The organism is Gemmobacter sp. 24YEA27, assembly GCF_030052995.1.
GTDB lineage: Bacteria > Pseudomonadota > Alphaproteobacteria > Rhodobacterales > Rhodobacteraceae > Pseudogemmobacter.
The window spans coordinates 1,070,690-1,095,046 of the sequence record NZ_JASJPW010000001.1; the positions used below are offsets into that span (position 1 = coordinate 1,070,690).

Sequence of the window (24,357 nt, forward strand, 5' to 3'; positions counted from 1 at the left end):
CATAGCCGGGACGGGGGCCAAACGGGTTGGAGGCTCTGGCTTGCGGTGATAGGCAAAGGCTGGCCGAGACGATGGATATGACAATGGGCAACGATCTGACCGAATACAAGATACGGGCTTCGGACTGGTTCCGTACACTGCGCGACCGGATTGTCGCGGCGTTCGAGGATCTGGAGGATCGCGCGCCCGGGGATCTTGCGCCCGGCCGGTTCGAGGTAACCCCCACCAGCCGCGAAAATGACGGCGGCGGTGGCATCATGAGCGTGATGCGCGGCGGCAGGGTATTTGAGAAGGTCGGCGTCAACTGGTCCGCGGTCCACGGGTCACTGGGCGCGCGGGCGCAAAAGGCGATGGCAGCGCGCGGTGTGCCCGGGATGGAGCAGGATCCGCGCTTCTGGGCCAGCGGCATCAGTCTCGTTGCCCATATGCAGAACCCGCATTGCCCGGCGGTGCATATGAACACCCGCATGTTCTGGACGCCGCATGCCTGGTGGTTTGGTGGCGGCGCCGATCTGAACCCCTGTCTGGAATATACTGAGGACACGGCGCATTTTCATGGCGTGTTGCAGGCCGCCTGCGATGCCCATGACCCGGGCTATTACGCGAAGTTCAAACCCTGGGCGGATGAGTATTTCTTCATCCCGCATCGCGGTCGCGCGCGCGGTGTCGGCGGTATCTTCTACGACGACCTCAATACCGGCGACTGGGAGGCCGATTTCGCCTTTACCCGCGCTGTGGGTGAGGCCTTCCTGCCCGCCTTCCTGCCAGTGACCGAACGCCATATCGGCGAGGCTTTCGCCGGACCCGAGCGCGAGGCACAGCTTGTCCATCGCGGCCTTTATGCCGAATATAACCTTGTCTATGACCGGGGCACGAAATTCGGCCTCGAAACCGGTCATGACGCTAATGCGGTTCTTATGTCCCTGCCACCTCTGGCAAAATGGATCTGAAACATGTCTGACATCATCGTCAAAGCCCTCTATGCCTCGGTTGTCGAGGATGAGGGCCAGCTGTTCATCGGCTTTGTCGAGGGCGAGGATGAGGAGGAGCCCTATGTCATGTTCCGCCGAGACGCCTTTGGCGGCCCGGTCTGGTTCGAGGTGTCCGATGAGAGCCTCGGGGCCGAAGAGGCGGTCGAAAGCGTGACCCGCACCGAGCGCGGGCTGTCGATTCTGATCGACCCTGCTAAAGCGTCGAAATTTGTCATGGCGCGTGAGATTGTGGTGAAGATCACTGCCGCGACCGAGAATGGCGAAGAGGCGATTGAAGCTCTCAGGGATCTGATGGGGGATCGGTTTCGGGGGTGAGGGGAGCCATTGGCGCATCATTTCTACGTGCCATGATACTCTTGATGCGGTCCAGGTGCGAATATCCCTCAATTGTGATGCTGGCTGAATAGCTTCCCGATTCTGGTGCTCCTTTTAATGCAACTTTCCGACTTCTGATCAGACTATCCAGGGCATCCTGCAATTCTATCCGTAACTGATGCGAATTTGGAGTGAGGGCCAGGTTCCCGCCGAGCATTGATGTAATCAGATCGTGTTCGGAAGTAATGGAAACCTGGCCACCTGCGGTTTCGAGTGCTTGTAGCAGTTTCGTGGCGCCCATGATTCGCGCTGTGGCGTTGGTTTCGGCTTCCACTGTATCAATACTGCTGCGCAACTGGGCTTCTTTTTCAATCAATAAATGCTCTTTGTCCGCAATCTTGTCCCGTTTCTCCAACGAGATACGTTTCGACAACAGAATGCTTGCATCGACCTCATCATCGGCATTGTGGCGTATTGAACGGATTTTTGCACTCCGCTGAGCCAGCACCGATTTGCGCCAAAGTTCGGTTCTGGAAATCAGAAAGCTGAGTACAGCATGTGTTGCAGAAAATGTAAGGCATACGACTATTGCGGTGCAGGCGGGGTAAAGAAAGGAACGGATTGGTCCCGTTACAGCGTCAATCTTTTCGAGCTTTTCAGCTGTCGTCAGATCACCGGCAAACAGGATCAGAACTACCCGCCAGTTCCACAACACAAGGCTGCTGAGGAAAAACAGCGTGAAATAGCCGCTGCCGGTTTTGTGGCGCCAGTCGGCGTAAAAGTCTTTGAAAAACGTGGTCAAATCAGGCTCAGCAATCAGGAAATGATCGCCAGGCTATGCCGGATCACAGGCGGAAGACAAGCGCCCTCAATCGGCCCAGGAAGGTGAGGGATCGCGGCTGAAGCGGTAGAAGAGGTTCGGCTCCGACACGATGTAAATGTCTCCCCGCGCATCAACCGCCAGCCCTTCTGCCTGCGGGACATCGTCTCGCAGCCCATGCCAGCCGGACCAGAGCGGCATCACGCTGACCGGGCTGCCATCCGGCGCATATTCGGCCAGCGCGCCGGTCATATCCGACAAAAGCAGCAGATTGCCGGTCGCATCATGGGCCGAAAGCGACGAGAGGTCGGTGGTGAAATGGCCGAAGCGGTCGCCGGGCGCCCATTCGGTCACGCTGATCGAAAAGCCCTTTCCGGCAATCGCGTCGGTCAGGCCCCCGACCCGCAGCACACGGATCGGCAGCATTTCCTGGGCGATGAACAGCTCGTCACGCGCACTGTCCCAGGACACGCCCTCAAAGCCCATGTTGTGGAAGGTTCCGTAGTTCAACACCAGTTCTGGTGAGCCTGCCAGATCGACCTCGCGGGTCTCCGGCCCGATCTCCACCCAGTTCAGGCTTTGCCGCGCCTCATCGGAAATGACAAAGACCGTGCCCTCCACATGGGAAATCCCCTCCGGATCCACCGCGCCGATCAGCGGGATCAGCCGCAATAGCGCTCCCTCTGTCGACAGTTCCGCAATTCCCGGCGGGCGGTTGATCACCGCAAAGAGCGTGTCGCTTTCGGGCGCCCAGGTCAGGCCGGAAAGGTTGCTCTCCACCCCCGCCACCGGCTGCGCCTCGATCTGCGCAGTGTAATAGGGCAGCCAGATGCCCTTTTCCTGCCAGTCGGCTGCGGTCTGGCGCATGTTCAGATATTGCAGCCCGAGCCCGAAAAGCCCCGAAGCCCAGAGCCAGAAGCCGCCGCCCGCCAGCACAAAGGCCGCCATGCCCCAAAAGAGGGGGCGCCGGCGCCGGGCAAGGGGCAGGGCTGTGCTGAGGCTCATCCCCCTTCCCGAACGGCGTCGATCATCCGCTGCACATTATCGGGATCCGCATCAGGGGTGATGCCATGGCCGAGATTGAAGATATGCGGGCCTTTCGAGAAGGCGCGCACCACATGGCGGGTCTCGCGGATCAGATCTTCGCCGCCGGTGACCAGATGATGCGGTGCCAGATTGCCCTGGACGCAGATCTCTTTCTGCACATGTTCCGCCGCCCATTCCGGGCTGACCGAATTGTCCACCGCGACGCAATCGGCGCCGGTCGCGCCTGCGAAACCGATATAGCCCGCGCCCGCTTCGCGCGGGAAGGCAATCACCGGCAGGCCGGGATGGCGGGCTTTCAGCGCGGCGATGATCTTCGCCGCCGGTTTCACGGCAAAATCCTGAACATCCTGACCTTTCAGGCTGCCGGCCCAGCTGTCGAACAGCTTGATCACCTCGGCCCCGGCCTCGACCTGGGCCGAGAGATATTCGATCGTCGCGCCGGTCAGCCGGTCGATCAGCGCTTCAAAGGTCGCGCGATCCTCGCGTTTCAGGCGATGCGCGCCCGCCTGTTCCTCTTTGCCGCGCCCCGCGATCATATAGGTCGCGACTGTCCAGGGGGCCCCGGCAAAGCCGATCAGCGTCGTTTCCGCCGGCAGCTCGCGCTTGAGGATCCTCAGCGTCTGATAGACCGGCGCCAGGGTCTCGTGAATCGCTTCATCCGGGCGCAGCCCCGCCACTTCGGCGGCCGAGGTCGTGGTCTCCATCCGCGGCCCTTCACCGGTCTCAAACCACAATTCCCGCCCGAGCGCCTGGGGCAAAAGCAGGATATCGGCAAACAGGATCGCCGCATCGAAGCCATAGCGCCGGATCGGCTGCAGCGTCACTTCCGCCGCAAGCTCGGAATTGTAGCACAGCCTGAGAAAGTCGCCCGCCTCGGCCCGGGTCGCGCGATATTCCGGCAGGTAACGGCCTGCCTGGCGCATCATCCAGACCGGCGGCACCGGCTGAACCTCTCCCCTCAGGGCGCGCAGGATCTTTTTCTCGCTCATGGCAACCTCCGGCTTATCCCAAGCGCCGTGCCCCGCCCGCGACCACAAGTCAAGCGACCATCCGCCCGCAAGGCCCCTTGGCGCGTCCATCTGCCGCGCGTTCCTCCTCAATTCCGCCTGTTACAGATACGCCCGCCGCCACCCGCCAAAGGGCCGCAGAGATTGTCATTTCGCACCGGATCAGCGATGGTGCCGCAGATTTCAGTCAAAGGTGCCCTATGTCTGCCGATCCCCTTGCCGCCCCGAAAAAGCGGGTCTCGACCAGTGTTTTGCTGCTGGTCTACCTCGCCTTCATGCTGTTCGGGATCGTGATCGTCGCGGTGATCTGGATGGTGGCAGACCAGTTCCTGACCAGCTCATCGCAAAACAGCGCGATGGGGGTGGTGGTCCCGATGATTGCTGCCATGTCGATGTCCTCCTTCTGGGCGAGGCGCGAGGGCCGACCCACCTCTGGCCGGCAATGGTGGATTGCGCTGCTGGCCACTTTGCTGACGCTTGCGCTGAACGGCGCGCTGATCTGGGCCATCGCCTCCAGCGGTGCATGGCCGGAACTTTCCTTCCGCAACGGCTTCAGCCGCGATGACCTGGTGTTCGGCAGTATCGTTGGCGCAGTGCTGCTGGTGCTTTTGACTCTGGTCGTCCGCTTCGGCTTCTGGCTGGGGCTCAATGGATGGGAAAAACAACAGGCCAAACTCGCCGCGCTGAAGACCCGGCGATGAGCGGCGATGATCTGTCGCATAAGGTAGATCAGGTTCTGGCGGAACCTCCGCGCCGGGTGACACGGCTGGTCTCGGAAGGGGGCCGGACCTGGTGGCTGAAACGGGTGGAGCACCTGTCGCTGAGGCTCAGGCTGCAAAAGGGTGACCCGTCCCGCGCTTTCGAGGCCGAACGCAATGGTCTGAAAACCCTGGCACAAAAGGGCATTCCGGTGCCTGAGATCGCCATGGAAGGGGCGGATTACTTCCTCCTCCCCGATGCGGGTCCGACGCTGCAGATCCTGGTGGAAGAGGCGACGGATGATCCTGGGACGCGCGCCGCTTTTGCCGCGGCCGGGCGGGCGCTCGGGTTGTTGCACTGGGCCGGGCTGTCGCATGGTCGCCCGGCGCCGCGCGATATCTGCTGGGACGGCACGACTGCGCGTTTCATTGATCTCGAACGCTTTTCCGCCGCGCATCGCAGTGGTTTCTGGCAGGCGCTGGACATCGTGATCTTCATCCAGAGCTGCTATGGGCGCTGGCCCGATGACCCACGTTTCCTTGAGGCCGCGCTGGAGGCCTACCGCGTCAACGCGCCCGCAGATGCGCTGGCGCGCGCGGGGCGGCTGGCCTTCTGGCTGGGCTGGCTGAGACCACTGGCGCGCCTTGTGACCACGTTCAAACCGCGCAGCCGCGAATTCCGCGCGATCCCACTGACGCTTGCACGGCTGGCGGGATTCCGGCAGGGCGGTTAACCGTCTTCGCGCAAGACCTGCGCCGGTTTGACCGCCAGCGTCCGCCCGGCAAAGACCAGCCCCGCCAGCAGAACCGCCGCCACGCCGCCGAGGATGATCAACGCGGCCGAGGCCGGCTCGAACCGCCAGCTGCTCTCCATCACGAAATACATCACGGCCCAGGACGAGATCGCGCCGGCGACGACCGCGACAAGTCCGGCCGCCAGCCCGAGAATCGCGGCGCGCAGCGTGAAGCTCGCGATGATCCGCGCCCGGGTGGCGCCGAGCACCTTGAGGATCGCAGCCTCGCGGGCGCGGCGCCGCTCGCCTGCCGCCGCCGTGCCGATCAGCACCGCAAAGCCGGTCAGGAGTGTTCCCGCCGCCGCCCAGGCCGTGGCGGTCGCGATGGCGGAAAGCGCCTCGGACACCCGGTCCACGGCCTCGCGGATGCGGATTGCGGTGATGTTCGGCCAGGCCTTGGTGACCTCGCGCAGGATGGTCGCTTCGGCCTCGGGCGGCGCGTAGAGCGTGGCAATATGGCTGTGCGGTGCGCCGCGCAAAGCGGCTTCGTTCATCACGATCACAAAGCCCATTCCCGCATTCGAGAAATCGACTTCGCGCAGCGAGGTGATGGTGCCGGTGATGTCGCGCCCCAGAATGTTGACCGTCATCTCATCGCCGATTTTCAGCCCGGTCTCTTCCGCGACCTGGGCCGAAAGGCTGATCTGCGGCGCGCCCTGATAGGCCTCGGGCCACCAGGAGCCGGCGGTGATCTTTGTACCCTCGGGCATCGCTGCGGCATAAGAGACGCCGCGGTCGCCGCGAATGATCCAATGCTCGCCGATCACTTCGCGCGCGGGGCGGCCATTGACCCCGTTGACCACGCCGCGCAGCATCGGCGCGGTTTCATACTGGCTGACGGCGGTATTGGCTTGAGCCATCTCGATGAAGGGGCCGATCTGGTCGGGCTGGATATCGACAAAGAAGAAGGCCGGCGCCCTTGTCGGCAGGTCGCGGTCAATGGCGGCGCGCAGATTGGCGTCGATCTGCCCGACTGCGGCCAGCACCGAAAGCCCGAGGCCCAGTGACAGGATCACCGGCAGGGCCTCGGATCCGGGGCCACCAATTGCGGCCAGGGCGGCGCGCAGGCCCGGGCGGCCTTGCGCGATGCGGCTGTGCGACAGGCGCCGAGCGATCCGTCTGAGACCCCAGGCGGCCAGCGCCAGCACCGCAAGCGCCGCCAGCACGCCGCCGGCCGTGCCAAGCGCCAGTTCGTGAATGCCCGAGGTGAAGACCGCCACCACGATCAGAAGCAGGATCAGCGCCGTCAGCACGATCAGCCAGCGTTTGCGCGGCCAGCCCGCAGCGCCGCCGCGATAAAGCGCTGCCGCCCGGATACGCTCGGCCCGGGCCAGCGGCAGAAGAGTGAAGATCAGCGCCGTCAGCGCGCCGTAAAACGCGGCCTCAGCAAGGGCTGCGGGTGCGATGCCGACCTTTGCCGGGAAGGGCAGCGAAGCCTCGATCCAGGGCGCTGCCATGAGTGGCACGCCCGCGCCGATGATCAGCCCCAGCACGATCCCGGCCAGCGTCAGCACCGCGACCTGGATCAGATAGGTCGAGAAGATCAGCCCCGAAGAGGCCCCGATCGTCTTCAGCGTCGCGATGGTCTTTTCCTTGCCCTGAAGCCAGGCCCGGACGGCGGCTGAAATACCGACGCCGCCCACCGCCAGACCCGCCAGCCCAACGAGGACAAGAAAAGACCCCATCCTGTCGATAAAACGCTCGATCCCCGGGGCGGGGCGGCGGCTGTCGGTCCAGCGCATGCCGGAATCGTTGAAAGCGTGTTTCGCGGTCTTTTCAAGCGTTTCGAGATCGGTCCCTGGCGCCAGCGCCAGGCGGTATTTCGTCTCGTAGAGCGTGCCGGGGGCGAGAAGCCCCGATGTCGCCAGCGCCGGTGTGGCGACGATGCTGCGTGGGCCAAGTGAGAAACTGTCGGCGCCGCTGTCGGGCTCATCCAGCAGCGCAGCCATGACCACAAAATTCTGGGTTCCAAGAGAGAACCTGCCGCCGATTTCCAGCCCGAGACGTTCGATCAGCAAAGGGTCGAGCACTGCGCCGGGGAGGCCATTTTGCCCTTCCAGCGCCTGGTCCAGCGGGATTGCAGGGTCAAGCGTGACCGTGCCGTAAAGCGGCCAGGCGGTGTCGATGGCCTTGACCTGGGTCAGCGCCTGGTCCTCCGGCGTGATCGCCATGGAACGAAAATCGACGATCTCCGACACGCGTTCGGCATGGCTGGCCATGAAGGCGCGCTCGGTGTCACTCGCGAAACGGTAGGTGAAGCGCATTTCGGCATCGCCGCCGAGGAGGACCGAGCCCTGGTCGGCCAGCCCGGCCTGGATCGAGGCCCGCAGCGTCGCCACCCCGGCAATCGCCGCCACGCCAAGCGCGAGGCAGATCAGGAAGACGCGCAGCCCCCGGAGCCCGCCCCGGAGCTCGCGGGCCGCGATACGGAAGGCGAGGCTCATGCGACCACCTGGCCGGTCGGGATCGGGCCATTCGGGATCGGGCCTGACGCGGTCTGGTCTGGCACGATCCGGCCATCGATCAGCCGCAGCACCCGGTCGCAGCGTTCAGCCAGCTCCGGCGCATGGGTGACCATGATCAGGGTCGATCCGTCCCGGTCCCTCAGCGCAAAGAGCAGATCCATGATCGCCTGGCCATTCACCCCGTCAAGATTGCCGGTCGGCTCATCGGCCAGCAGGATCGGCGGACGGGCGACGATGGCGCGGGCCAGCGCCACGCGCTGCTGTTCGCCCCCGGAAAGCTGCGCCGGGTAATGGTCGATACGGTGACCCAGACCCACAGCTTCCAGTTCAGATTTCGCACGGGCGAAGGCGTCTTTCTCGCCACCCAGCTCCAGCGGCAGGGCGGTGTTTTCCAGCGCGGTCATGTTCGGGATCAGGTGGAAGGACTGGAACACCACGCCCATATTGCCCCGCCGGAATTTCGCGAGCTGGTCTTCATCCATGCGACCGAGATCCTGGCCGAGCGCCTCGACCTGGCCGGATGTCGCGCGCTCCAGACCGCCCATCAGCATCAGAAGCGAGCTTTTGCCGGAGCCGGAGGGACCGGTCAGAGCCAGGGTTTCCCCCTGGTTGACCTTGAGCGAGATGCCCCGCAGGATCGGCACCGGCCCGGCATTGCCCTGAAGGGTGAGGCCAATATCGGTCAGTGAAAGGACGGTCCCGGTCATGCGCAACTTCCTGAAACGAATGGGTCAGATCGGATATGCCGCATCGCGGCGTGTTCGCAACCTCACGTTTGCGTTGGGTCTTGTGGTTTCTCCGGCAAGCGCTGCGGAGCCGGTGACGATCGTGGCGCTTGGTGACAGTCTGACGGCGGGCTACGGGCTGCCGGCTGGCGAGGGGTTTGTGCCGCAGCTGCAGACCTGGCTCGACCGTCAGGGGGCGGGGGCGATTGTGCTGAATGCCGGGGTGTCGGGCGATACCACGGCGGGGGGGCTGTCGCGGATTGACTGGGCGCTTGGGCCCGAGGCGGATGCGCTGATCGTGACGCTGGGCGGCAATGACATGCTGCGGGGCATTCCGGTGGCGGAAGTGCGGGCCAATATGACCGGCATCATGGAGGCCGCGAAAGCGCGGGACCTGCCGGTGCTGATCGTGGGGATGAAGGCGCCGCTGAACTGGGGGCCGGATTACAAGCGTGATTTCGATGCGATCTATCCGGAGCTGGCGGCGGAATATGGCGCGATGCTCGCGGATAATTTCTTTGCCGGGCTGATCGCGACCGGGGCGGATCCGTCGGACCCGGCTTCGCTGAATGCCTGGATGCAGCCTGACGGGATCCACCCGAATGCGGCCGGGGTAATCCTGATTGTCGAAGGGCTGGGGGCGGATGTGACGCGGCTGATTGCGGCGGCGCGGGGGGAAGAGCAGGCAGATTAAGAGCCTCCGGCGGGAGTATTTTCGTCAGGGGAAATGGCCTCGCCGGAAGCTTTTTCGGGGGGCTCTGAGGTCAGCCGACGCGCTGACCTGCGACCCAGGTGCCGCGGATGGCCCCGGCGGCACCGACGCGGTGGACGCGGATCAGGTCGGCGCGTTTGCCGATGGCGATTTCGCCGCGATCGGTGAGACGCGCGGCCTCTGCCGGGGCTTTGGTCACGCTGCGGATGGCGCGCGGCAGGTCGCCCCAGAGATCCCCCAGCATCAGCGCAGCCGACAAAAGCGACGAGGGCACGTAATCCGAGGACAGGATGTCAAGGAGGTCGGCCTGTGCCAGATCCGCCGCCGCGACATTGCCGGAATGTGAGCCGCCCCGGATCAGGTTCGGCGCCCCCATCATCACCAGGATGCCCTGGTCGCGGCAGGCGCGCGCAGCCTCGGCCGTGGTGGGGAATTCGGCAAAGCTCACGCCCTTTTCGCGGCTGGTCACCACCTGGTCTTCGGTCGTGTCGTCATGGCTTGCAATCACGGCGCCGTAGCGGCGGGCGGCCTGGACGGCGGCCGCCTCATGCGCGGCACTGACCCGGGCCGAGAGCGCCTGCTGGCTCGCGATATGGTCTGCGAACTGGGTCTCAGACATGCCGCGCTTGCCCATGACATAGTCGCGCAGTTTCGTGATGTCGCGGAACTGGCGCTGGCCCGGGGTGTGGTCCATCAGGCTGACAATGCCGATGCGGTCATCGGCGCCGAATTTGTCGAGTTCCTCGATAAGGGTTTCCGAACAGACTTCGGCGCGCAGATGCAGGCGGTGGCTGATCTTCAGCGCGCCCATCTCGCGCAGGGCCATGATTTCATGCGCCAGCGCCCTTGCATATTCGCCGTAACCGGCATTGTTCGACGAAAAAATCGACCCGACCCGCAGCGCGTCGAACACGGTTGTGATGCCCACCGAGGCCAGTTCGGCATCATGGGCAATGATCGCGCTGGCATGGGGCCAGTCGACGCGGGGGCGCGGCTGGAGATGGCGTTCCAGGTTGTCGGTATGCAGTTCCACAAGGCCCGGCATCACCAGATCGCCCTGCATCTCTTCGGCGCCTTGCGGGGCTGTGCCTGTGTCAATGTCGTCAATCAGCCCGTCCCGCATCACGATATTGCCGGTGACGATTTCATCGGCCAGAAGGATGCGGGCATTGGCGAGGATGGTCTGGGTCATGACTGGGCTTTCTCGGCAGGAGGCAGGGTCGGGCAGGCGGGAGAGCGCTGCAAATGGCACTGTGATGTCACATCCGTGTGACAGATGGCGGTTAGGGCGAAACTGGTTCCGAAGGATGATACGGGATCGGGCTGAGAGGACGGTGGCGATGAGCGATTTCACGAGATATGCGGTCTATTATGCGCCGCGCCCGGGGGCCTTTGCGACACGGGTGGCGGGCTGGCTCGGCTGGGATCCGGAAGCAGGCCTGCCGATCGCTTTCGCAGGGCCCGAAGGGTTGCCACGCCCCCAGGCCGAGCTGACGATGAGCCCGCGCAAATATGGCTTTCACGGCACGATCAAGGCGCCGTTTCGCCTGGCCGAGGGCCTCGGGCGCGCGGATCTTTCGGGGGCGCTCGCGGTCCTCGCGGGTCGGCTGGCGCCGGTCGGGATGCGGGGGCTGGAGCTGCGGCGGATCGGGGGATTCCTTGCGCTGGTGCCGCAGGGGGATGAGAGTGCGCTGCTGGCGCTGGGCGCCGGGGTGGTGATGGATCTCGACCCTTTGCGCGCCCCCCTCACCGAGGCCGAGATCGCGAAGCGCCGCCCCGACCGGCTGACCCAGCGCCAGCGCGAGTTGCTGTCGGCATGGGGCTATCCCTTTGTTATGGAAGAGTTCCGGTTCCACCTGACGCTCTCTGACAGCCTGCCCGAAACCGAGGCGGCGGATCTGGCGGCGCGGCTGGATCCCTGGCTCGCCCCCGACCTGCCGCGCCCCTTTGTCATCGAGGATCTGTGCCTCTTTGGTGAGGATGCGGCGGGGCGGTTTCATCTTCTGGAGCGTCATGCGCTGACCGGCTGAAGCGCTGTGAGAAAGCGGGCGATGCCGGTCTCGGGGCTGGCATCGTTCATCACCGTGATCACGCTGAGGCCAGCGGGGAGCCCCTCGGGCCAGGGCTGCGCGGCGCGGGCGACCCGCGCGGCAATGTCCTGAGCACTCTCGCGTCCACGCGCCATCAGCCGCGCTGTCAGCACCTGGGGCGGGGCGGTGACATGGATCACGCTCAGCCCCGGCCACAGCAGCGCGGCGCGTTCAAGTCCCTGGCGCGAGCCATTGAACAAAAGATCCGCGCCATTGGCCAACGGCGCCAGCGCGGCGGCCGGGATGCCGTAGCGCAGCCCATGTGCCTGCCAGTCCAGTGCGAATTCCCCCGCCGCCTGGCGCTCTGCGAATTCCGCCGCCGTTACGCCCTCGAAATCCTCGCCCCCGGCATCCGTGGGCCTTGTAATGACGCGCCGTACGACATGCAGATCCGGTCTCGCCGCCAGTGCGCCCTGAATCAGCGTGTCCTTCCCCGCCCCCGAGGGCCCGACAATGGCGAAAAGTCGTCCCGTCATGGCGCGAGCCTCCTCATGCTGCCAGACCCGGGGTGAAGCCGGTCACATCCAGCAGCCGGTCGCAGACCCGGGCGCGCGCCTCTTCGTCATGGAAGATCCCGAGGATCGCGGCGCCGCGCGCCTTGGCCTCGGCGATCAGACCCAGCACCACCTCGCGATTGGTGGCGTCAAGGCTGGCGGTCGGCTCGTCGAGCAGCATCGCCGGATAGGGATGGATGAAGCCGCGCGCAATATTCACCCGCTGCTGTTCGCCGCCCGAGAAGGTGGTGGGCGAGAGCGACCAGAGGCGTTCGGGCAGGTTCAGCCGCGCCAGCAGCGCTGCCGCCCGGTCGCGGGCCTCCTCTGCGGCGGTGCCAAGTGTCAGGAGCGGTTCCGCCACCACATCGATTGTCGGAACACGCGGCACGACGCGCAGGAACTGGCTGACATAGCCCAGCTCTTCGCGCCGCAGCGCCAGGATCTCGCGCGGGCTGGCTTTGGCCACATCAAGCCCGCCCACGAGGATCTCGCCCGAGGCGGCAAGGTAATTGCCGTGGATCATCCGCATCAGCGTCGATTTCCCGGACCCCGACCGCCCGGTCAGCGCCACGCATTCCCCGGGCGCGACCGTCAGGCTGACGCCTGCCATCACCGGAATGACCGCGCCGCCCTGGTTGTGCAGCGTAAAGGTCTTTGAAACGTCTTTGAGCATAATCATGGGATCAGACCTGCAAAACCGAGGAAACAAGAAGCTGGGTATAGCCATGTTGCGGATCATCAAGCACCTGATCGGTCAGGCCCTGTTCCACCACATGGCCTGATTTCATCACCATAAGCCGATGCGCCAGCAGCCGCACGACAGCAAGGTCATGGGTGACCAGCACCACCGACAGGCCGAGATCGCGCACGAGGCCCCGCAAGAGATCCAGAAGCCGCGCCTGGACCGAGACATCCAGACCCCCGGTCGGCTCGTCCATGAAAACGAGGCGCGGTGCTGTGACGAGGTTGCGCGCAATCTGCAACCGCTGCTGCATGCCGCCGGAAAAGGCCGAGGGCCGGTCGTCGATCCGCGCCCCGTCAATCTCGACCCGGCCAAGCCAGTCGAGCGCCGTCTCGCGGATCGCCCCGTAATTGCGCCCGCCCACGGCCATCAGTCGCTCGCCGATATTGCCGCCGGCGGAAACGCCCATCCTGAGCCCGTCGCGCGGGCTTTGATGCACAAAGGCCTGTTCACTCCGCGCGAGCCGACGCCGCTCCGGTTCCGCCATGGCGATCATGTCACGCCCGTCAAACAGGATCCGCCCCTCATCCGGCGCCTGATGTCCGGCGAGGCAGGAGAGCAGGGTCGATTTGCCCGATCCGCTCTCTCCGACGATCCCCAGAACCTCGCCGGGAAAGAGATCAAAGGACACATCGGCGCAGCCGATCCGGCTGCCGTAGAATTTCGACAGCCCCCTGACCGAGAGCAAAGGCCCGGCCTCTTTCACCTTTGCATAAATAGTCATCTCAGCCCCATCCATCAGCTGCGCTCCGTTTCCAGGGCCGCGCTGCGGCTGCCACAGAAGTCGGTGTCCGAACAGACGAACATCCGCCCGCCCTGATCATCGGTGATCACCTCGTCCAGATAGCTCTCGCGCGATCCACAGATCTCGCATTCATGATCCGCCTTTGACGCAACGAAAGGGTGATCCTCGAAATCGAGGCTGACCACTTTCGTATAAGGCGGCAGCGCATGGATCCGCGCCTCGCGCCCGGCCCCGAAAAGCTGCACGGCGGGGCTGTCCGAGAGCTTCGGATTGTCGAATTTCGGGATCGGCGAAGGCGTCATCACGTAGCGGTCATGCGCCATCACCGGCCAGGCATAGGAATTGGTGATCTCGCCATGCCGGGCAATATCCTCGTAAAGCTTCACATGCATCAGCCCATATTCCTCCAGCGCATGCATCCGCCGCGTCTCGGTCTCGCGCGGTTCCAGAAAGCGCAGGGGTTCGGGGATCGGCACCTGATAGACCAGGATCTGATCCTCGGTCAGCGGCGTTTCCGGGATGCGGTGGCGGGTCTGGATCAGGCTCGCCTCGGTGGTAGCTTCGGTCACCGCGACCCCGGCGGTGCGCTGAAAGAACTTGCGAATCGAGACCGCATTGGTCGTGTCATCCGCACCCTGGTCGATCACCTTCAGCCGGTCCTCCGGCACGAGGCAAGCGGCCGAGACCTGGACCCCGCCGGTGCCCCAGCCATAGGGCATCGGCATCTCGCGGCTGGCAAAGGGCACCTGATAGCCCGGTACCGCCAGCGCTTTCAGAATGGCCCGGCGCAACATGCGTTTGGTCTGTTCATCGAGATAAGCGAAATTGTAGCTTTCTGCCTCGACAGGCATGCTGGCGGTTGTCATTTTCGCGCCCCCAAAGGCCGGGCGCTGCCTGGGTTGCGGGCGCCGGCAAGGGTGATCAGCAGAGCGGCGGCGATCTGGACGGGCATCATTCTTTCTCCTGTGCGGAAAGGGCGGCGCTGCGCAACCGGCGGATCAGCTCCAGCTCGGACTGGAAGTCGACGTAATGCGGCAGCTTGATATGTTCGAGAAACCCGGTGGCCTGGATATTGTCGCAATGCGACAGCACGAATTCCTCATCGCGGGCCGGGGCCGGATTGTGGCTTTCGCCAAGCTCTTTCCAGCGCAGCGCCCGGTCGACAAGACTCATCGACAGCGATTTGCGCTCGCTCTGGCCAAAGACCAGACCATAGCCGCGGGTGAATTGCGGCGGCTCGGTTTTCGACCCGCCAAACTGGTTCACCGTCTCGCATTCCGACAGCTCAATCTCGCCAATTTCGACGGAAAACCCCAGCTCGGGGATTTCGGCCTCAATCACCACCTGGCCGATGCGCAGCTCGCCGACAAAGGCATGGGTATTGCCGTAGCCACGCTGCGTCGAATAGGCGAGCGACAAGAGGAACCCCTCATCGCCCCGCGCCAGCGCCTGCAGACGCAGCGCCCGGGTCGCGGGCAGTTCCAGCGCCTCGCGGGTCAGATCGGGGGGCGTGTCGGCGCCGGTGCCGGCCTCTTCGATCAGTCCCTCGCGGTTCAGAAAGCCCATCACATGCGGCACAGTATCCAGCCCTTCGGGGCTGGCGGTGGTCGCCTCGGGCAGATCAAGCCCTTCCGCGGCCAGCGCGAAATCCAGCAGGCGATGCGTGTAATCGAAGGTCGGCCCGAGGATCTGACCGCCCGGCACATCGCGGAACGTGGCCGAGACGCGCCGGATCACCGCCATTTTCGCGGTCTCGACCGGCAGCGTTGCACCAAAGCGCGGCAGCGTGGTGCGATAGGCGCGGATCAGGAAAATCGCCTCGATCAGATCGCCCCTCGCCTGTTTGATCGCCAGCGCCGCGAGGTCGGGATCATAGAGAGATCCCTCGGCCATCACGCGGTCGACCGAGAGTTTCAGCTGCGCGCGGATCTGTGCGACGGACAGTTCGGCGATTTCCGTGTCGCCCCGGCGCTCTTCGGCGAGCCAGGCATGGGCGTTGTCGATGGCGCGTTCCCCGCCTTTGACGGCAACATACATCAGATATCCTCCAGCCTTGTTGAGCGCGGCAGACCGGCGATCTGGTCCCCGGCGGTCAGGAAAGTGTCAAACCCCAGCGGGTACAGCGCGTGATTGGCCTGAAAGGCCGCCTTTTCCGGCAGGGAAAGCCGGGCGCTGTCCTGAATGCCCGGCCCGGTCAGGCGGGCGCCGCGCGCCTCAAGTGCCGGCATTTCGACGATCAGCGTGGCGGCGCGGTCGGGGTAATCTGGTGTGCCGGTGGCAAAGCGCGAGACCGGCGCCAGCGCCTCCCAGCTGCCGATCACGAAATGCGCGGCCTCAGCCGTGGTGAAGGGCGCGGCGGTGTGAAAGGTGAGCCAGGCGCGCAACGTGGCACTGTCATGCGAAGGGGCGAGCCAGACCGGCGTCGTCTGATCCATCAGCACCAGCGCCAGCGTCCCCGCCGCAACCGAGAGCGGCGCGGGTGGCAGCGCACCGGTGATCTGCTGAATGCGACCGGGGCGGGCCAGGGTCTGCATCGCGGCGCGGAAGGCGCGGGCGGCATCATGCGCCGGATGGGCGAAACCGCCGGCGAGCGAAGGCGTGACCGGGGCAGGCAGGACGGGCGCGTTCATTTGTCATCTCCGCGGACAAGGGTGAAGAATTCGACGCGGGTGGCGGCGGCTTTGGCGGCGCGACCCTGGCGGCGGGCGGCCTCGGCCTCGGTCAGGGGCGTGAGCACGGTCTCGCGGATGCGCTCTGCCGCATCGGTCTGCATCAGCGCATCGACCAGGGCGGCATGGCGGGCATGGGTACGGTCGCGCCCCTGAACCAGCGCATGGCCGGTGGTGCCATCCGCAAGATGCAGCGTGGCGCGGGTCACGGTGACCTCGCCCAACGAAAACGGAGCGCCGCTGCCGCCGATGCGGCCCTGGACCATCATCGTGCCGGTCTCTGGCGCGCGCAGGTCGTGATGGTCGGGCAGCGGCAGCGGCAAAAGCGCGGCAAGCGCCTCGGGCCGCGCGCGGGCGAGGGTGCCCATCCAGGCGCGGCGCGCCCCGGTGAGATCTTTGGCAGGGGAAGGTCCGGTGTGATTCATGGCAGACATCTTTTCTGACTTGTCTGTTGTACTAGACAACTATACAAGTAAGCGGCGGGCGACAGGTGACGTCAATGCGAATATTTTGCGAAACTTCGGTAACGGGGGCAGGGAATGGCGCGCACGGCTTTGTGGAAGGGGATTGCCGGGACGCTGGCGGCCGAGGTCGCTCGGGGCCATTTCCCCATCGGCGCGCGGTTGCCGAGCGAAGCGGAACTGTCGGTCCGGTTTGGCGTCAACCGCCATACCGTGCGCCATGCACTGGCGGATCTGGCGGAACGCGGCCTTGTTCATGCGCGGCGCGGCGCCGGGGTATTCGTGCTGGGGCGGCCCACGGATTACCCGCTCGGGCGGCGGGTGCGGTTCCATCAGGCGATGGAATCGGGCGGGCGCCTGCCATCGAAACAGCTGACACGGCGCGAGACGCGGCCCTCGGATGCGAAAGAGGCGCAGGCGCTTGGGCTGGTGACGGCAGAGCCGGTGCTGGTGGTCGAGGGGCTTTCCTCGGCCGACGGGCAACCGCTGGCGGTGTTTCGTTCGGTCTTTCCGGCGGCGCGCCTGCCCGGTCTTGCGGCGGCTTTTGAAGGCGAAAGTTCGATCACGCGCGCGTTAGCGGCGGTGGGGGTGGCAGATTATACCCGCGCCTCGACGCGGCTCTCGGCCAGGGCCGCCAGCACCATGGTGGCGCTGGCGCTGCAGATCCCCGAAGGCGCGCCGGTTCTGCGCACGACTTCTGTCAATGTGGACGGCGAAGGGGTGCCGGTCGAGTTCGGCACCACCTGGTTTGCCGGCGAGAGGGTGACGCTGACCGTGACACCGGAGGCGGGTTAGGCCTCGTATTTCTCAAGAAATGCCTCGGCCCGGAGGCTGCGGAAATCCGCGAGCACCGCGCGCAGGCGGCTGTGATCCCAATCCCACCAGGCCAGGGTGAGCAGCCGTTCGATCACGCTGTCGGAAAAGCGCATCCGGATCAGCCTGGCCGGGCTGCCGCCGACGATGGCGAAGGCGGGGACGTCTTTGGTGACCACTGCGCCAGAGGCGACGATGGCGCCGGTGCCGATCGTCACATCGGGTTTGATGATTGCGCCATGGCCGATCCAGCAATCGGGGCCAAGCACGGTGCGCCGCGCGGCGCGGGCCTGGAAAAAGGCGGGATCGTCTTCGGCATCGTCGAAATACCAGGAAGAGCGATAGAGGAAGTGATGTTGCGCGGCATGGGCGAAGGGGTGGTCGGTCGGCCCGATCCGCGTGAGGGCGGCAATATTGGCGAATTTGCCAACCGTGGTATTGGCGATGTCGGAGAGGCGTTCGGCATAGGCGTAATCGCCGAAGTTTGAGTTCAGCACGCGGGTGCCTTCGCCGACCTCGCAGTAAGCGCCGAAGGTAGAATTGGCGATATGGGTGTTGGGGTGGAGGAAGGGCGCAGTCGGCGAGAGGCGGGGCATTTTCCGGGGCTTTCAGGTCAAGGGTCCGCCGGGTGGCTGACATGGGAGCCTCGGGGATATTTAAGGACAGATGAAAGGGGCAGGGCGCGCGCTTTACGCCCCCTTGATCAGTTTGCGGCGGATCCAGCCCGAGAGGCTGTCGAGTGCCATGACCATGAGGACGATCAGGATCATGTAATAGGCGACATCCTCCCAGTCTTTCTGGGTGATGATGGCTTGCGTGAGCAGGAGGCCGATGCCGCCGCCGGTGATGGCACCGATGACGGTGGCGGAGCGGGTGTTCGACTCAAAAAGGTAGAGCACTTGCGACATCAGGACTGGCGTGACCTGCGGCAGCACACCGAAGCGGGCGCGTTGCAGGGTGGTGGCGCCGGTGGAGCGAACGCCCTCGACCTGCTTTTCGTCGATGTTTTCGAGGGCTTCGGAGTAAAGTTTGCCGAAAGTGCCGGTATCGGTGATCAGGATCGCCAATGCGCCGGTCATCGGGCCGGGGCCGAAGGCGCGGGCCAGCACGATGGTCCAGATCAGCGCATCGACGCCGCGGATGAAATCGAAAACCCGGCGCATCACAAAGCGCAGCGGCCCCAGCGGGTTGAAGTTCCGCGCCGCCATGAAGGCCAGCGGCAGGGCCACGAGTGCTGCGAGGAAGGTGCCGATGAAGGCCATAAGCAGGGTCTCGAACAGCGCCCAGGCGACCTCGCCATGGTGCCACATTTTGTTGGTCCAGAACTCGGACGCCATATAGCTGAGATTGGAGCGGGCAGGGTCGACACGCTCACCTGAAAAGGCGAGCGACGCGAGCTCCCAGGGGGATTTCTGGAAGAAGGGGCTGTCGGCGGTGAAGAAAAACAGGGCCCAGCCGGCCTGGTAGCGGAAGGTCTCGACCTTGGAGCGGGAATAGTTGAAGCGGCCTGCCGGGGTGGTGACGCTGATCAGCCGGTCTGAGGCGTTGATCCAGGAAGGCAGTGGCTCGGGCGCGTCGAGGATCAGGCTCTGGCCGTCATCCGAGGGCCTGATGTCGATGGTGCCGTAATCCGGGACGACGTAGCGCGCGCCGAGGCTGTCATAGGTGACGATATTACCGGAGCCGAGGTCGATTGTGGTGACGCCATCAGTGACGGTAACCCAGTCCGGCAGCAGGCCGGGCGGGTAGGCACCGCGGTTCTCGCCATCCTTCGAGATTGTCAGGGCGCCACTGCGATTGTCACGGGTCACATGGGTCTTATGCGCCCAGAAATCGGTCAGCAGCACGGCGGCATTGTCGGTCTTGGCCCGCGCGGCGATGCCCGGGATGTCGAAGGCAAAGAAGATCCAGGTCAGATAGGCGAGGATCACGCCTGGCACCAGGAAAGACATCCGGGCGCGTTTTCGGAAGCCCGCGATCAGGGCGTCGGCGGAGGGGGCGGTTCCGGGCGGGGCGTTCAGGCTCATGGTCATGGCTCAGGCCCTTGTCTTCTGGACCGCGCCCCGGACGAGGCGGGTGCGGTAAAAATCGGTGACCTGGTCGATCAGCACGATGGTGAGGAACAACAGAAGGAAAATCGCGACCACCTGGTCGTATTTGCCCGCGCCCCATTGCATGGCGAGTTTCAGGTCATAGCCGATGCCGCCCGAACCGACGAAGCCGAGGATCGCCGAGGCGCGGACATTGATCTCGAACCTGAGCATCAGGTAGGACAGCCAGTTCGGCGCAACCTGGGGGATAACGCCCAGCCACATCCGCTGCAGCCAGCCGGCGCCGACCGAGGTCAGGCCCTCGACCGGTTTTACGTCGGCGTTTTCAGCGACTTCGGAGAAGAGTTTTCCAAGCGCGCCCGCCGTATGCAGGCTGATCGCGATCATCGCCGGCACCGGGCCGCCGCCGAGGATGAAGATCAGCATCAGGGCGATCACGATCTCGGGGATGGAGCGCGTCAGGTCCATCATGCGGCGAAAGACCGGCGTCAGGCGCGGCCAGCGGGCAAGGCCGCGGGTTGCCAGAAGGGCCAGCAAAGCAGCCGTAACGCCGCCGATCAGCGTCGAGACGGCGGCGATATTCACCGTCTCCATCAAAGACGGCAGGAATTGCAGGAAGAGGCCGGGGATGTTTGCGCGTCTGTCCCAGGCCTCGGAAATCACTTCGGAGGGGAAAGCGAAGATCTGTGGCAGCCCGTTGATGAAACCGCCCGCATTGCGGCTTTCGGCAAGCCGGAAGCCCGCGATCATCAGCGCGACAAACAGCGCCAGGATGATGCCGCTATAGAGGCGGCGGCGGCGCACCATGTCGAGATAGGCCTCGCTGGTGCCAGGTGGCGTCGCAGGTGGCATGGCACCTGGTTTTCGGTCTGGTCCTGGTCCGTAAGCGATATCGACCATGATGCCCCCACATAAAAAGAGGCCGGGCCTTCGGATTGCGCGAAGGCCCGGCTTTGGGTCAGGTTAGATTACTGGCTGTCTTGCAGTTTGCGGGCCTCGACGATGCCGATATAGGCCTCATGGGTGACCGGCACGAAGTCTTTGGCCTCGCCGGCGGCGACGCCATAAGCGCATTCCTTATTGGTCTCATGCAGGTCGGCGGTCAGCTTGATGACCTTGTCCTTCACATCCTGCGGCAGCGCCTTGCGGAGGACCATCGGGCCTTCCGGGATCAGGGCCGAGCGCCAGATTTCCTGGATGTCGTTCATATTGACGAGGCCGGCATCAGCCGATTTGCGGAAGGCGCCCGAATTGTAGCCGTCTTCCCATTCGCCAAGGCCGTCCGCCCAGGCGACTGCTGCGTCGAAATCACCATTGGCGACGCCGACGATGGATTGCTCATGACCGCCCGAGAAACGGACTTCCGAGAAATACTGCTCCAGCGGGCCAAATTTCGCGACCATTTCAGCGCCGGGGACCAGGTAGCCCGAGGTCGAGTTCGGCTCGGCAAAGGCGAATTTCTTGCCCTTGGCGTCTTCGAGCGTCTTGATGCCGGAATCGGTGCGGGCAAAGGCGATCGAATAATAGCCGGTCGATCCGTCCATGTTTTGCTTGGTCAGAACGGCCTCAACCGATTCCGGGTCGGTGATATAGGCTTTGGCATAACCGCTCGCGCCCATCCAGGCGAGGTCGATGGTGCCGCCCAGCAGGCCCTGGATCACGCCGTCATAATCGGCGGGGGTGAAGACCTTGACCGGAACGCCAAGCGCTTCTTCGATGGCGGCGCGGTAGCACTCGTTCGAGGTCATGCGGTCCTGGGCGTTCTCGCCGCCGAGGATGCCGAGGTTGAACTGTTTGATTTCCTGTGCCTGCGCCATGCCGGTCAGGGCGGTGGTCACGGCCAGAGCCAGTGCGATCTTTTTCATGGTCTTCTCCATGGAGGGGGAAAGAAAAACCCCGGCACGCGGGCGCGTCCGGGGAATGGGTTACGACATCAGCGTATCGGCGTAAGAGCGGTCTGCGCCGGTGTCGGTCGGGATCGCGGTCGAGGTCGCAGCCTCGTTGAACGACTCATCGGCGCCGTAGATGTCACGCGCCACGCCGGTCGAAAGCTGGTCGGGCGTGCCGTCGAACACCACGCGGCCATCGCGCATCCCGATCACGCGGTCACAGTAACGGCGCGCGGTGTCGAGCGTGTGGAGATTGGCGATCACCATGCGGCCGTCTTCGACATTGATCGCCTTCAGCGTGTCCATCACGACCTGGGCGTTCATCGGGTCGAGCGAGGCGATGGGCTCGTCGGCGAGGATGATCTTCGGGTCCTGCATCAGCGCACGGGCGATCGCGACGCGCTGCTGCTGGCCGCCGGACAGCGCTTCGGCGCGTTTCGGGGCCTGTTCCTGGATCCCGAGCCGGTCGAGGATTTCCAGCGCTTTGAGGATGTCGCTGCGCGACCAGATGTTGAACAAGGTCTGCAAAGACGAGCGGCGGTTCAGAATGCCATGCAGCACATTCGAGGCCACATCCATGCGCGGCACCAGATTGAACTGCTGGAAAATCATCGCGCATTGGCTTTGCCAGGCGCGGGCGTCGCGACCCTTCAGCGCCAGCACATTGCGGCCATCGACCAGGATCTCGCCTGAAGACGCGTCCAGCAGGCGGTTCATCATCCTGAGGAAGGTGGATTTACCCGCCCCTGACCGCCCGATGATGCCCACAAAACCCGGGCCGTCGATGCGGAAACTGACATTGTCCACGGCCGCTTTCTGGCCAAACATCCGGGTAACGGATTTTACTTCCAGCATGAGGGTCCGCCTGTGATTTCCTCAGGCGGACCTATTGGGCTTTTGTGACATCGGGGTCTCTCCGATGTGAAACTTGCGTAACGGCGGCGGGCCCGGGCCCCCGTTTACCTCGCGGGAATGACCTTGCCGGGGTTCATCAGCCCTGAAGGGTCGAGTGCCGATTTCACCGCCCGCATCACATCCAGCGCCACCGGATCCTTTCTGCGCCGCATCGAGGCCAGTTTCGACAGACCGATACCATGTTCGGCCGAGAAAGAACCGCCAAGTTCTGCGACCATATCCTCGATGCAGTTCATCACCTGATCCTCATGGCCCTCTGTCGCCGGATAGACCGAGAAATGCAGATTGCCGTCGCCCAGGTGGCCGACAGTGATCGTTCCCGCGCCGGGCGAGATCGCTTCAAGCCGGGCAGAGATGCCGGTCAGGAACGTGTCCACCCGGTCGACCGGCAGGCAGATATCGGTATCCACAAACGGGTGGATGCCGTGACAGATTTCGGCGGCGGCCTCGCGCCGGGCCCAGATTGCCATGCGCTGTGCCTCGGACTGAGCAATGATGGCGTCTTCGATCAGCCCCTCTTCGAGCATTGCACCCAGGACAGATTCCAGCTTTGCGACCAGGGGCACCTGGCCATCCGGCCCAGGATCGGCCTCTTCGGCGGATGTCGTCGCGGCCTCGATCAGCAGCGTCACCGGCGGGATGGTTGCGAAGGGCTGGCCGAGATCTGGGCGTATTTTCTGCAACTGGCGCGAGTAATCTTCGGGCATCAGTTCAAAGGCCTCGACGCGACCGCCGGTCGCTTCCTGCATCCGGTTGAGCAGGCCAAGTGCCTTTGGCAGGCTGTCTGCCGCCACAACGGCGGTGGCATGGGCGCGGGGCGCAGGGACCAGCTTCATGACAGCGGCCGTGATGATGCCCAGAGTGCCCTCGGCGCCGATGAACAGCTGTTTCAGATCATAGCCGGAATTGTCTTTATGCAGCTCGCTCATCAGGTTCAGCACCCGGCCATCAGCCAGCACTACCTCAAGCCCGAGACAAAGCCCGCGCGTCGAGCCATAGCGCAGCACGTTCGAGCCGCCTGCATTGGTCGACAGCGCGCCGCCAAGCATCGCCGAGCCGCGCGCGCCGAACCAGAGCGGGAAGTAAAGCCCTTCGGCCTCGGCGGCTTCATGGATCTTTTGCAGGATAACGCCCGCCTCGGCGATCACGAGGCGCGCGCCCGCGCGCAGCTCTCGGATCCGGTTCATCCGGTCTAGGCTGATCATCACGCCGCCCACAGCCATCGTGCCGCCGACAAGGCCGGTATTGCCGCCGACCGGGACCACGCTGACCCCGGCCTCTGCCGCCGCGCGCAGGCAGGCCGCCACTTCGGCGGTCGAGCCAGGTCGCAGCACCGCGACCGGCGTGCCGTGGTAATGGCCCATCCAGTCATCGGCATATTTGCGCATGTCGTCGCCGGTCAGCACATAGGCCGCGCCGATCGCGGCCTGCAATTCCGTCAGCACCCTGTCCATCCGGCTTTCTCCTGATTTCCGTCAGGGGAGTATCTGCGCGCCGCCGCCACCGGGATCAAGCAAGATCAGAGGATCAGGAAGCCGATATGAGGCAGCGCCATCGGTAGTGCCGGCCAGGAAGGCCGCAGCGGCAGGGGGTTCGGTGGTCAAACTGTCGCGCGGCAGGTCGCCTGTTTCACGACGTTTAGCGCCACGTCGGTCTCACCGCCGGTGACGGGGCCTTCGTTCGGAAAATTTCTTTGCCTCCCGAAGGACGAAAGCCCCATTCAGCTACCGACCAAGCCGCCACCAGGCAACGCGTGAAGTCGGGGGCCGCTCTGATACCGCGTGTGGCCGGTTCCGGATCAGCAAGGAATCTCCGGTCGGGAGCCTGTAGCGGGCAGCCGATGTGATGCCGGTGGTTTTCAGGATAAGGGCCTGGCCGCGCGCCCTTTGCTGAGGCGGGTGTATGACGAAATG

The 24,357-nt window shown here is 64.5% G+C and carries 26 protein-coding genes; 7 read left to right on the plus strand and 19 right to left on the minus strand.

Going from position 1 to position 24,357, the window contains the following annotated elements:
* The first annotated feature begins 83 nt into the window (after nucleotides 1-83).
* Both hemF and QNO18_RS05290 read left to right on the plus strand, forming a co-directional pair.
* Nucleotides 84-950 carry an oxygen-dependent coproporphyrinogen oxidase gene (hemF, locus tag QNO18_RS05285; protein WP_283176843.1) on the plus strand — a complete coding sequence of 289 codons (867 nt, stop codon included), beginning with the start codon at nucleotides 84-86 and terminating at the stop codon, nucleotides 948-950.
* A 3-nt stretch (nucleotides 951-953) separates the two neighbouring features.
* Nucleotides 954-1,307 (plus strand): hypothetical protein, encoded by a 354-nt coding sequence (locus QNO18_RS05290; RefSeq protein WP_283176844.1) that lies wholly within the window; start codon nucleotides 954-956, stop codon nucleotides 1,305-1,307.
* Here the strand turns inward: QNO18_RS05290 and QNO18_RS05295 are convergent.
* From QNO18_RS05295 to hemE, 3 genes are all read right to left on the minus strand, one after another.
* Nucleotides 1,273-2,109: a hypothetical protein gene (locus tag QNO18_RS05295; RefSeq protein ID WP_283176845.1), complete on the minus strand. Its 837-nt coding sequence runs from the start codon at nucleotides 2,107-2,109 to the stop codon at nucleotides 1,273-1,275. The genes QNO18_RS05290 and QNO18_RS05295 overlap by 35 nt on opposite strands.
* A 66-nt stretch (nucleotides 2,110-2,175) precedes the next feature.
* Nucleotides 2,176-3,132: an SdiA-regulated domain-containing protein gene (locus QNO18_RS05300; protein WP_283176846.1), complete on the minus strand. Its 957-nt coding sequence runs from the start codon at nucleotides 3,130-3,132 to the stop codon at nucleotides 2,176-2,178.
* Complete coding sequence (gene hemE, locus QNO18_RS05305; protein WP_283176847.1) at nucleotides 3,129-4,163, minus strand: uroporphyrinogen decarboxylase; 1,035 nt, start codon at nucleotides 4,161-4,163, stop codon at nucleotides 3,129-3,131. Before hemE ends, QNO18_RS05300 begins: the two co-directional genes overlap by 4 nt.
* Nucleotides 4,164-4,381: 218 nt before the next feature.
* Between hemE and QNO18_RS05310 the strand changes: the two genes are divergently transcribed.
* Nucleotides 4,382-4,882 (plus strand): ABZJ_00895 family protein, encoded by a 501-nt coding sequence (locus QNO18_RS05310; RefSeq protein WP_249496361.1) that lies wholly within the window; start codon nucleotides 4,382-4,384, stop codon nucleotides 4,880-4,882.
* Entirely contained in the window at nucleotides 4,879-5,613 is a 735-nt protein-coding gene (locus tag QNO18_RS05315) for a hypothetical protein (RefSeq protein WP_283176848.1), read from the plus strand. Before QNO18_RS05310 ends, QNO18_RS05315 begins: the two co-directional genes overlap by 4 nt.
* Here the strand turns inward: QNO18_RS05315 and QNO18_RS05320 are convergent.
* Complete coding sequence (locus tag QNO18_RS05320; protein WP_283176849.1) at nucleotides 5,610-8,117, minus strand: FtsX-like permease family protein; 2,508 nt, start codon at nucleotides 8,115-8,117, stop codon at nucleotides 5,610-5,612. The genes QNO18_RS05315 and QNO18_RS05320 overlap by 4 nt on opposite strands.
* Nucleotides 8,114-8,845, minus strand: a complete 732-nt coding sequence (locus tag QNO18_RS05325; protein WP_283176850.1) for an ABC transporter ATP-binding protein — start codon at nucleotides 8,843-8,845, stop codon at nucleotides 8,114-8,116. The genes QNO18_RS05320 and QNO18_RS05325 overlap by 4 nt, the downstream gene beginning before the upstream one ends.
* On the opposite strand from QNO18_RS05325, the gene QNO18_RS05330 reads away from it, so the two are divergent.
* The gene (locus tag QNO18_RS05330; RefSeq protein ID WP_283176851.1) at nucleotides 8,844-9,557 is read left to right on the plus strand and encodes an arylesterase; all 714 of its coding nucleotides are present in this window, start codon (nucleotides 8,844-8,846) and stop codon (nucleotides 9,555-9,557) included. The genes QNO18_RS05325 and QNO18_RS05330 overlap by 2 nt on opposite strands.
* Before the next feature lie 70 nt (nucleotides 9,558-9,627).
* On the opposite strand, the gene QNO18_RS05335 is transcribed toward QNO18_RS05330, so the two are convergent.
* On the minus strand, nucleotides 9,628-10,767 hold the full coding sequence (locus tag QNO18_RS05335; RefSeq protein WP_283176852.1) for an alpha-D-ribose 1-methylphosphonate 5-triphosphate diphosphatase: 1,140 nt from the start codon (nucleotides 10,765-10,767) through the stop codon (nucleotides 9,628-9,630).
* 148 nt (nucleotides 10,768-10,915) lie between these two features.
* On the opposite strand from QNO18_RS05335, the gene QNO18_RS05340 reads away from it, so the two are divergent.
* Complete coding sequence (locus QNO18_RS05340) at nucleotides 10,916-11,605, plus strand: DUF1045 domain-containing protein (RefSeq protein WP_283176853.1); 690 nt, start codon at nucleotides 10,916-10,918, stop codon at nucleotides 11,603-11,605.
* Here the strand turns inward: QNO18_RS05340 and phnN are convergent.
* The 7 genes from phnN to phnG all read right to left on the minus strand — a co-directional run bounded on the left by phnN (nucleotide 11,587) and on the right by phnG (nucleotide 16,740).
* On the minus strand, nucleotides 11,587-12,141 hold the full coding sequence (phnN, locus tag QNO18_RS05345; RefSeq protein WP_283176854.1) for a phosphonate metabolism protein/1,5-bisphosphokinase (PRPP-forming) PhnN: 555 nt from the start codon (nucleotides 12,139-12,141) through the stop codon (nucleotides 11,587-11,589). The genes QNO18_RS05340 and phnN overlap by 19 nt on opposite strands.
* Nucleotides 12,142-12,154: 13 nt before the next feature.
* Nucleotides 12,155-12,838: a phosphonate C-P lyase system protein PhnL gene (phnL, locus tag QNO18_RS05350; RefSeq protein ID WP_283176855.1), complete on the minus strand. Its 684-nt coding sequence runs from the start codon at nucleotides 12,836-12,838 to the stop codon at nucleotides 12,155-12,157.
* Between the two features lie 4 nt (nucleotides 12,839-12,842).
* Nucleotides 12,843-13,625, minus strand: coding sequence for a phosphonate C-P lyase system protein PhnK (gene phnK, locus QNO18_RS05355; RefSeq protein ID WP_283176856.1), 783 nt, complete (start codon nucleotides 13,623-13,625; stop codon nucleotides 12,843-12,845).
* Between the two features lie 14 nt (nucleotides 13,626-13,639).
* On the minus strand, nucleotides 13,640-14,512 hold the full coding sequence (locus QNO18_RS05360; protein ID WP_283176857.1) for an alpha-D-ribose 1-methylphosphonate 5-phosphate C-P-lyase PhnJ: 873 nt from the start codon (nucleotides 14,510-14,512) through the stop codon (nucleotides 13,640-13,642).
* An 85-nt stretch (nucleotides 14,513-14,597) separates the two neighbouring features.
* Nucleotides 14,598-15,683, minus strand: a complete 1,086-nt coding sequence (locus tag QNO18_RS05365; RefSeq protein ID WP_198836101.1) for a carbon-phosphorus lyase complex subunit PhnI — start codon at nucleotides 15,681-15,683, stop codon at nucleotides 14,598-14,600.
* On the minus strand, nucleotides 15,683-16,276 hold the full coding sequence (gene phnH, locus QNO18_RS05370) for a phosphonate C-P lyase system protein PhnH (protein ID WP_283176858.1): 594 nt from the start codon (nucleotides 16,274-16,276) through the stop codon (nucleotides 15,683-15,685). The genes QNO18_RS05365 and phnH overlap by 1 nt, the downstream gene beginning before the upstream one ends.
* A complete protein-coding gene (phnG, locus tag QNO18_RS05375) occupies nucleotides 16,273-16,740 on the minus strand; it encodes a phosphonate C-P lyase system protein PhnG (protein ID WP_283176859.1) in 468 nt (155 codons plus the stop codon). The genes phnH and phnG overlap by 4 nt, the downstream gene beginning before the upstream one ends.
* Nucleotides 16,741-16,854: 114 nt before the next feature.
* Between phnG and phnF the strand changes: the two genes are divergently transcribed.
* On the plus strand, nucleotides 16,855-17,571 hold the full coding sequence (gene phnF, locus QNO18_RS05380; protein WP_283176860.1) for a phosphonate metabolism transcriptional regulator PhnF: 717 nt from the start codon (nucleotides 16,855-16,857) through the stop codon (nucleotides 17,569-17,571).
* On the opposite strand, the gene QNO18_RS05385 is transcribed toward phnF, so the two are convergent.
* The 6 genes from QNO18_RS05385 to QNO18_RS05410 form a co-directional block, all read right to left on the minus strand.
* A complete protein-coding gene (locus QNO18_RS05385; protein WP_283176861.1) occupies nucleotides 17,568-18,185 on the minus strand; it encodes a chloramphenicol acetyltransferase in 618 nt (205 codons plus the stop codon). The two genes, phnF and QNO18_RS05385, sit on opposite strands and share 4 nt — an antisense overlap.
* 93 nt (nucleotides 18,186-18,278) lie before the next feature.
* Nucleotides 18,279-19,616 (minus strand): phosphonate ABC transporter, permease protein PhnE, encoded by a 1,338-nt coding sequence (gene phnE / locus QNO18_RS05390; protein ID WP_283176862.1) that lies wholly within the window; start codon nucleotides 19,614-19,616, stop codon nucleotides 18,279-18,281.
* Nucleotides 19,617-19,625: 9 nt separating this feature from the next.
* Nucleotides 19,626-20,492 carry a phosphonate ABC transporter, permease protein PhnE gene (gene phnE / locus QNO18_RS05395; RefSeq protein ID WP_283176863.1) on the minus strand — a complete coding sequence of 289 codons (867 nt, stop codon included), beginning with the start codon at nucleotides 20,490-20,492 and terminating at the stop codon, nucleotides 19,626-19,628.
* A 116-nt stretch (nucleotides 20,493-20,608) separates the two neighbouring features.
* Nucleotides 20,609-21,505 (minus strand): phosphonate ABC transporter substrate-binding protein, encoded by an 897-nt coding sequence (phnD, locus tag QNO18_RS05400; protein ID WP_198836094.1) that lies wholly within the window; start codon nucleotides 21,503-21,505, stop codon nucleotides 20,609-20,611.
* Nucleotides 21,506-21,565: 60 nt separating this feature from the next.
* Nucleotides 21,566-22,384, minus strand: coding sequence for a phosphonate ABC transporter ATP-binding protein (gene phnC, locus QNO18_RS05405; protein ID WP_283176864.1), 819 nt, complete (start codon nucleotides 22,382-22,384; stop codon nucleotides 21,566-21,568).
* 104 nt (nucleotides 22,385-22,488) lie between these two features.
* The gene (locus QNO18_RS05410; RefSeq protein ID WP_283176865.1) at nucleotides 22,489-23,898 is read right to left on the minus strand and encodes an FAD-binding oxidoreductase; all 1,410 of its coding nucleotides are present in this window, start codon (nucleotides 23,896-23,898) and stop codon (nucleotides 22,489-22,491) included.
* Nucleotides 23,899-24,357: the final 459 nt, after the last annotated feature.

Excerpts from the sequence above, each read along its gene's own strand:
- QNO18_RS05310 (WP_249496361.1), top strand. The coding sequence starts at position 4,382 with ATGTCTGCCGATCCCCTTGCCGCCCCGAAAAAGCGGGTCTCGACCAGT.
- QNO18_RS05315 (WP_283176848.1), top strand. The coding sequence starts at position 4,879 with ATGAGCGGCGATGATCTGTCGCATAAGGTAGATCAGGTTCTGGCGGAA.
- phnE (WP_283176863.1), bottom strand. The coding sequence starts at position 20,492 with ATGCCACCTGCGACGCCACCTGGCACCAGCGAGGCCTATCTCGACATG.
- phnK (WP_283176856.1), bottom strand. The coding sequence starts at position 13,625 with ATGACTATTTATGCAAAGGTGAAAGAGGCCGGGCCTTTGCTCTCGGTC.
- QNO18_RS05360 (WP_283176857.1), bottom strand. The coding sequence starts at position 14,512 with ATGACAACCGCCAGCATGCCTGTCGAGGCAGAAAGCTACAATTTCGCT.
- QNO18_RS05325 (WP_283176850.1), bottom strand. The coding sequence starts at position 8,845 with ATGACCGGGACCGTCCTTTCACTGACCGATATTGGCCTCACCCTTCAG.
- phnF (WP_283176860.1), top strand. The coding sequence starts at position 16,855 with ATGGCGCGCACGGCTTTGTGGAAGGGGATTGCCGGGACGCTGGCGGCC.
- QNO18_RS05320 (WP_283176849.1), bottom strand. The coding sequence starts at position 8,117 with ATGAGCCTCGCCTTCCGTATCGCGGCCCGCGAGCTCCGGGGCGGGCTC.
- phnH (WP_283176858.1), bottom strand. The coding sequence starts at position 16,276 with ATGAACGCGCCCGTCCTGCCTGCCCCGGTCACGCCTTCGCTCGCCGGC.
- QNO18_RS05290 (WP_283176844.1), top strand. The coding sequence starts at position 954 with ATGTCTGACATCATCGTCAAAGCCCTCTATGCCTCGGTTGTCGAGGAT.
- QNO18_RS05385 (WP_283176861.1), bottom strand. The coding sequence starts at position 18,185 with ATGCCCCGCCTCTCGCCGACTGCGCCCTTCCTCCACCCCAACACCCAT.
- hemE (WP_283176847.1), bottom strand. The coding sequence starts at position 4,163 with ATGAGCGAGAAAAAGATCCTGCGCGCCCTGAGGGGAGAGGTTCAGCCG.
- phnD (WP_198836094.1), bottom strand. The coding sequence starts at position 21,505 with ATGAAAAAGATCGCACTGGCTCTGGCCGTGACCACCGCCCTGACCGGC.
- phnL (WP_283176855.1), bottom strand. The coding sequence starts at position 12,838 with ATGATTATGCTCAAAGACGTTTCAAAGACCTTTACGCTGCACAACCAG.
- QNO18_RS05340 (WP_283176853.1), top strand. The coding sequence starts at position 10,916 with ATGAGCGATTTCACGAGATATGCGGTCTATTATGCGCCGCGCCCGGGG.
- QNO18_RS05365 (WP_198836101.1), bottom strand. The coding sequence starts at position 15,683 with ATGTATGTTGCCGTCAAAGGCGGGGAACGCGCCATCGACAACGCCCAT.
- phnN (WP_283176854.1), bottom strand. The coding sequence starts at position 12,141 with ATGACGGGACGACTTTTCGCCATTGTCGGGCCCTCGGGGGCGGGGAAG.
- QNO18_RS05300 (WP_283176846.1), bottom strand. The coding sequence starts at position 3,132 with ATGAGCCTCAGCACAGCCCTGCCCCTTGCCCGGCGCCGGCGCCCCCTC.
- phnC (WP_283176864.1), bottom strand. The coding sequence starts at position 22,384 with ATGCTGGAAGTAAAATCCGTTACCCGGATGTTTGGCCAGAAAGCGGCC.
- QNO18_RS05330 (WP_283176851.1), top strand. The coding sequence starts at position 8,844 with ATGCGCAACTTCCTGAAACGAATGGGTCAGATCGGATATGCCGCATCG.
- QNO18_RS05335 (WP_283176852.1), bottom strand. The coding sequence starts at position 10,767 with ATGACCCAGACCATCCTCGCCAATGCCCGCATCCTTCTGGCCGATGAA.
- phnE (WP_283176862.1), bottom strand. The coding sequence starts at position 19,616 with ATGAGCCTGAACGCCCCGCCCGGAACCGCCCCCTCCGCCGACGCCCTG.
- phnG (WP_283176859.1), bottom strand. The coding sequence starts at position 16,740 with ATGAATCACACCGGACCTTCCCCTGCCAAAGATCTCACCGGGGCGCGC.
- hemF (WP_283176843.1), top strand. The coding sequence starts at position 84 with ATGGGCAACGATCTGACCGAATACAAGATACGGGCTTCGGACTGGTTC.
- QNO18_RS05410 (WP_283176865.1), bottom strand. The coding sequence starts at position 23,898 with ATGGACAGGGTGCTGACGGAATTGCAGGCCGCGATCGGCGCGGCCTAT.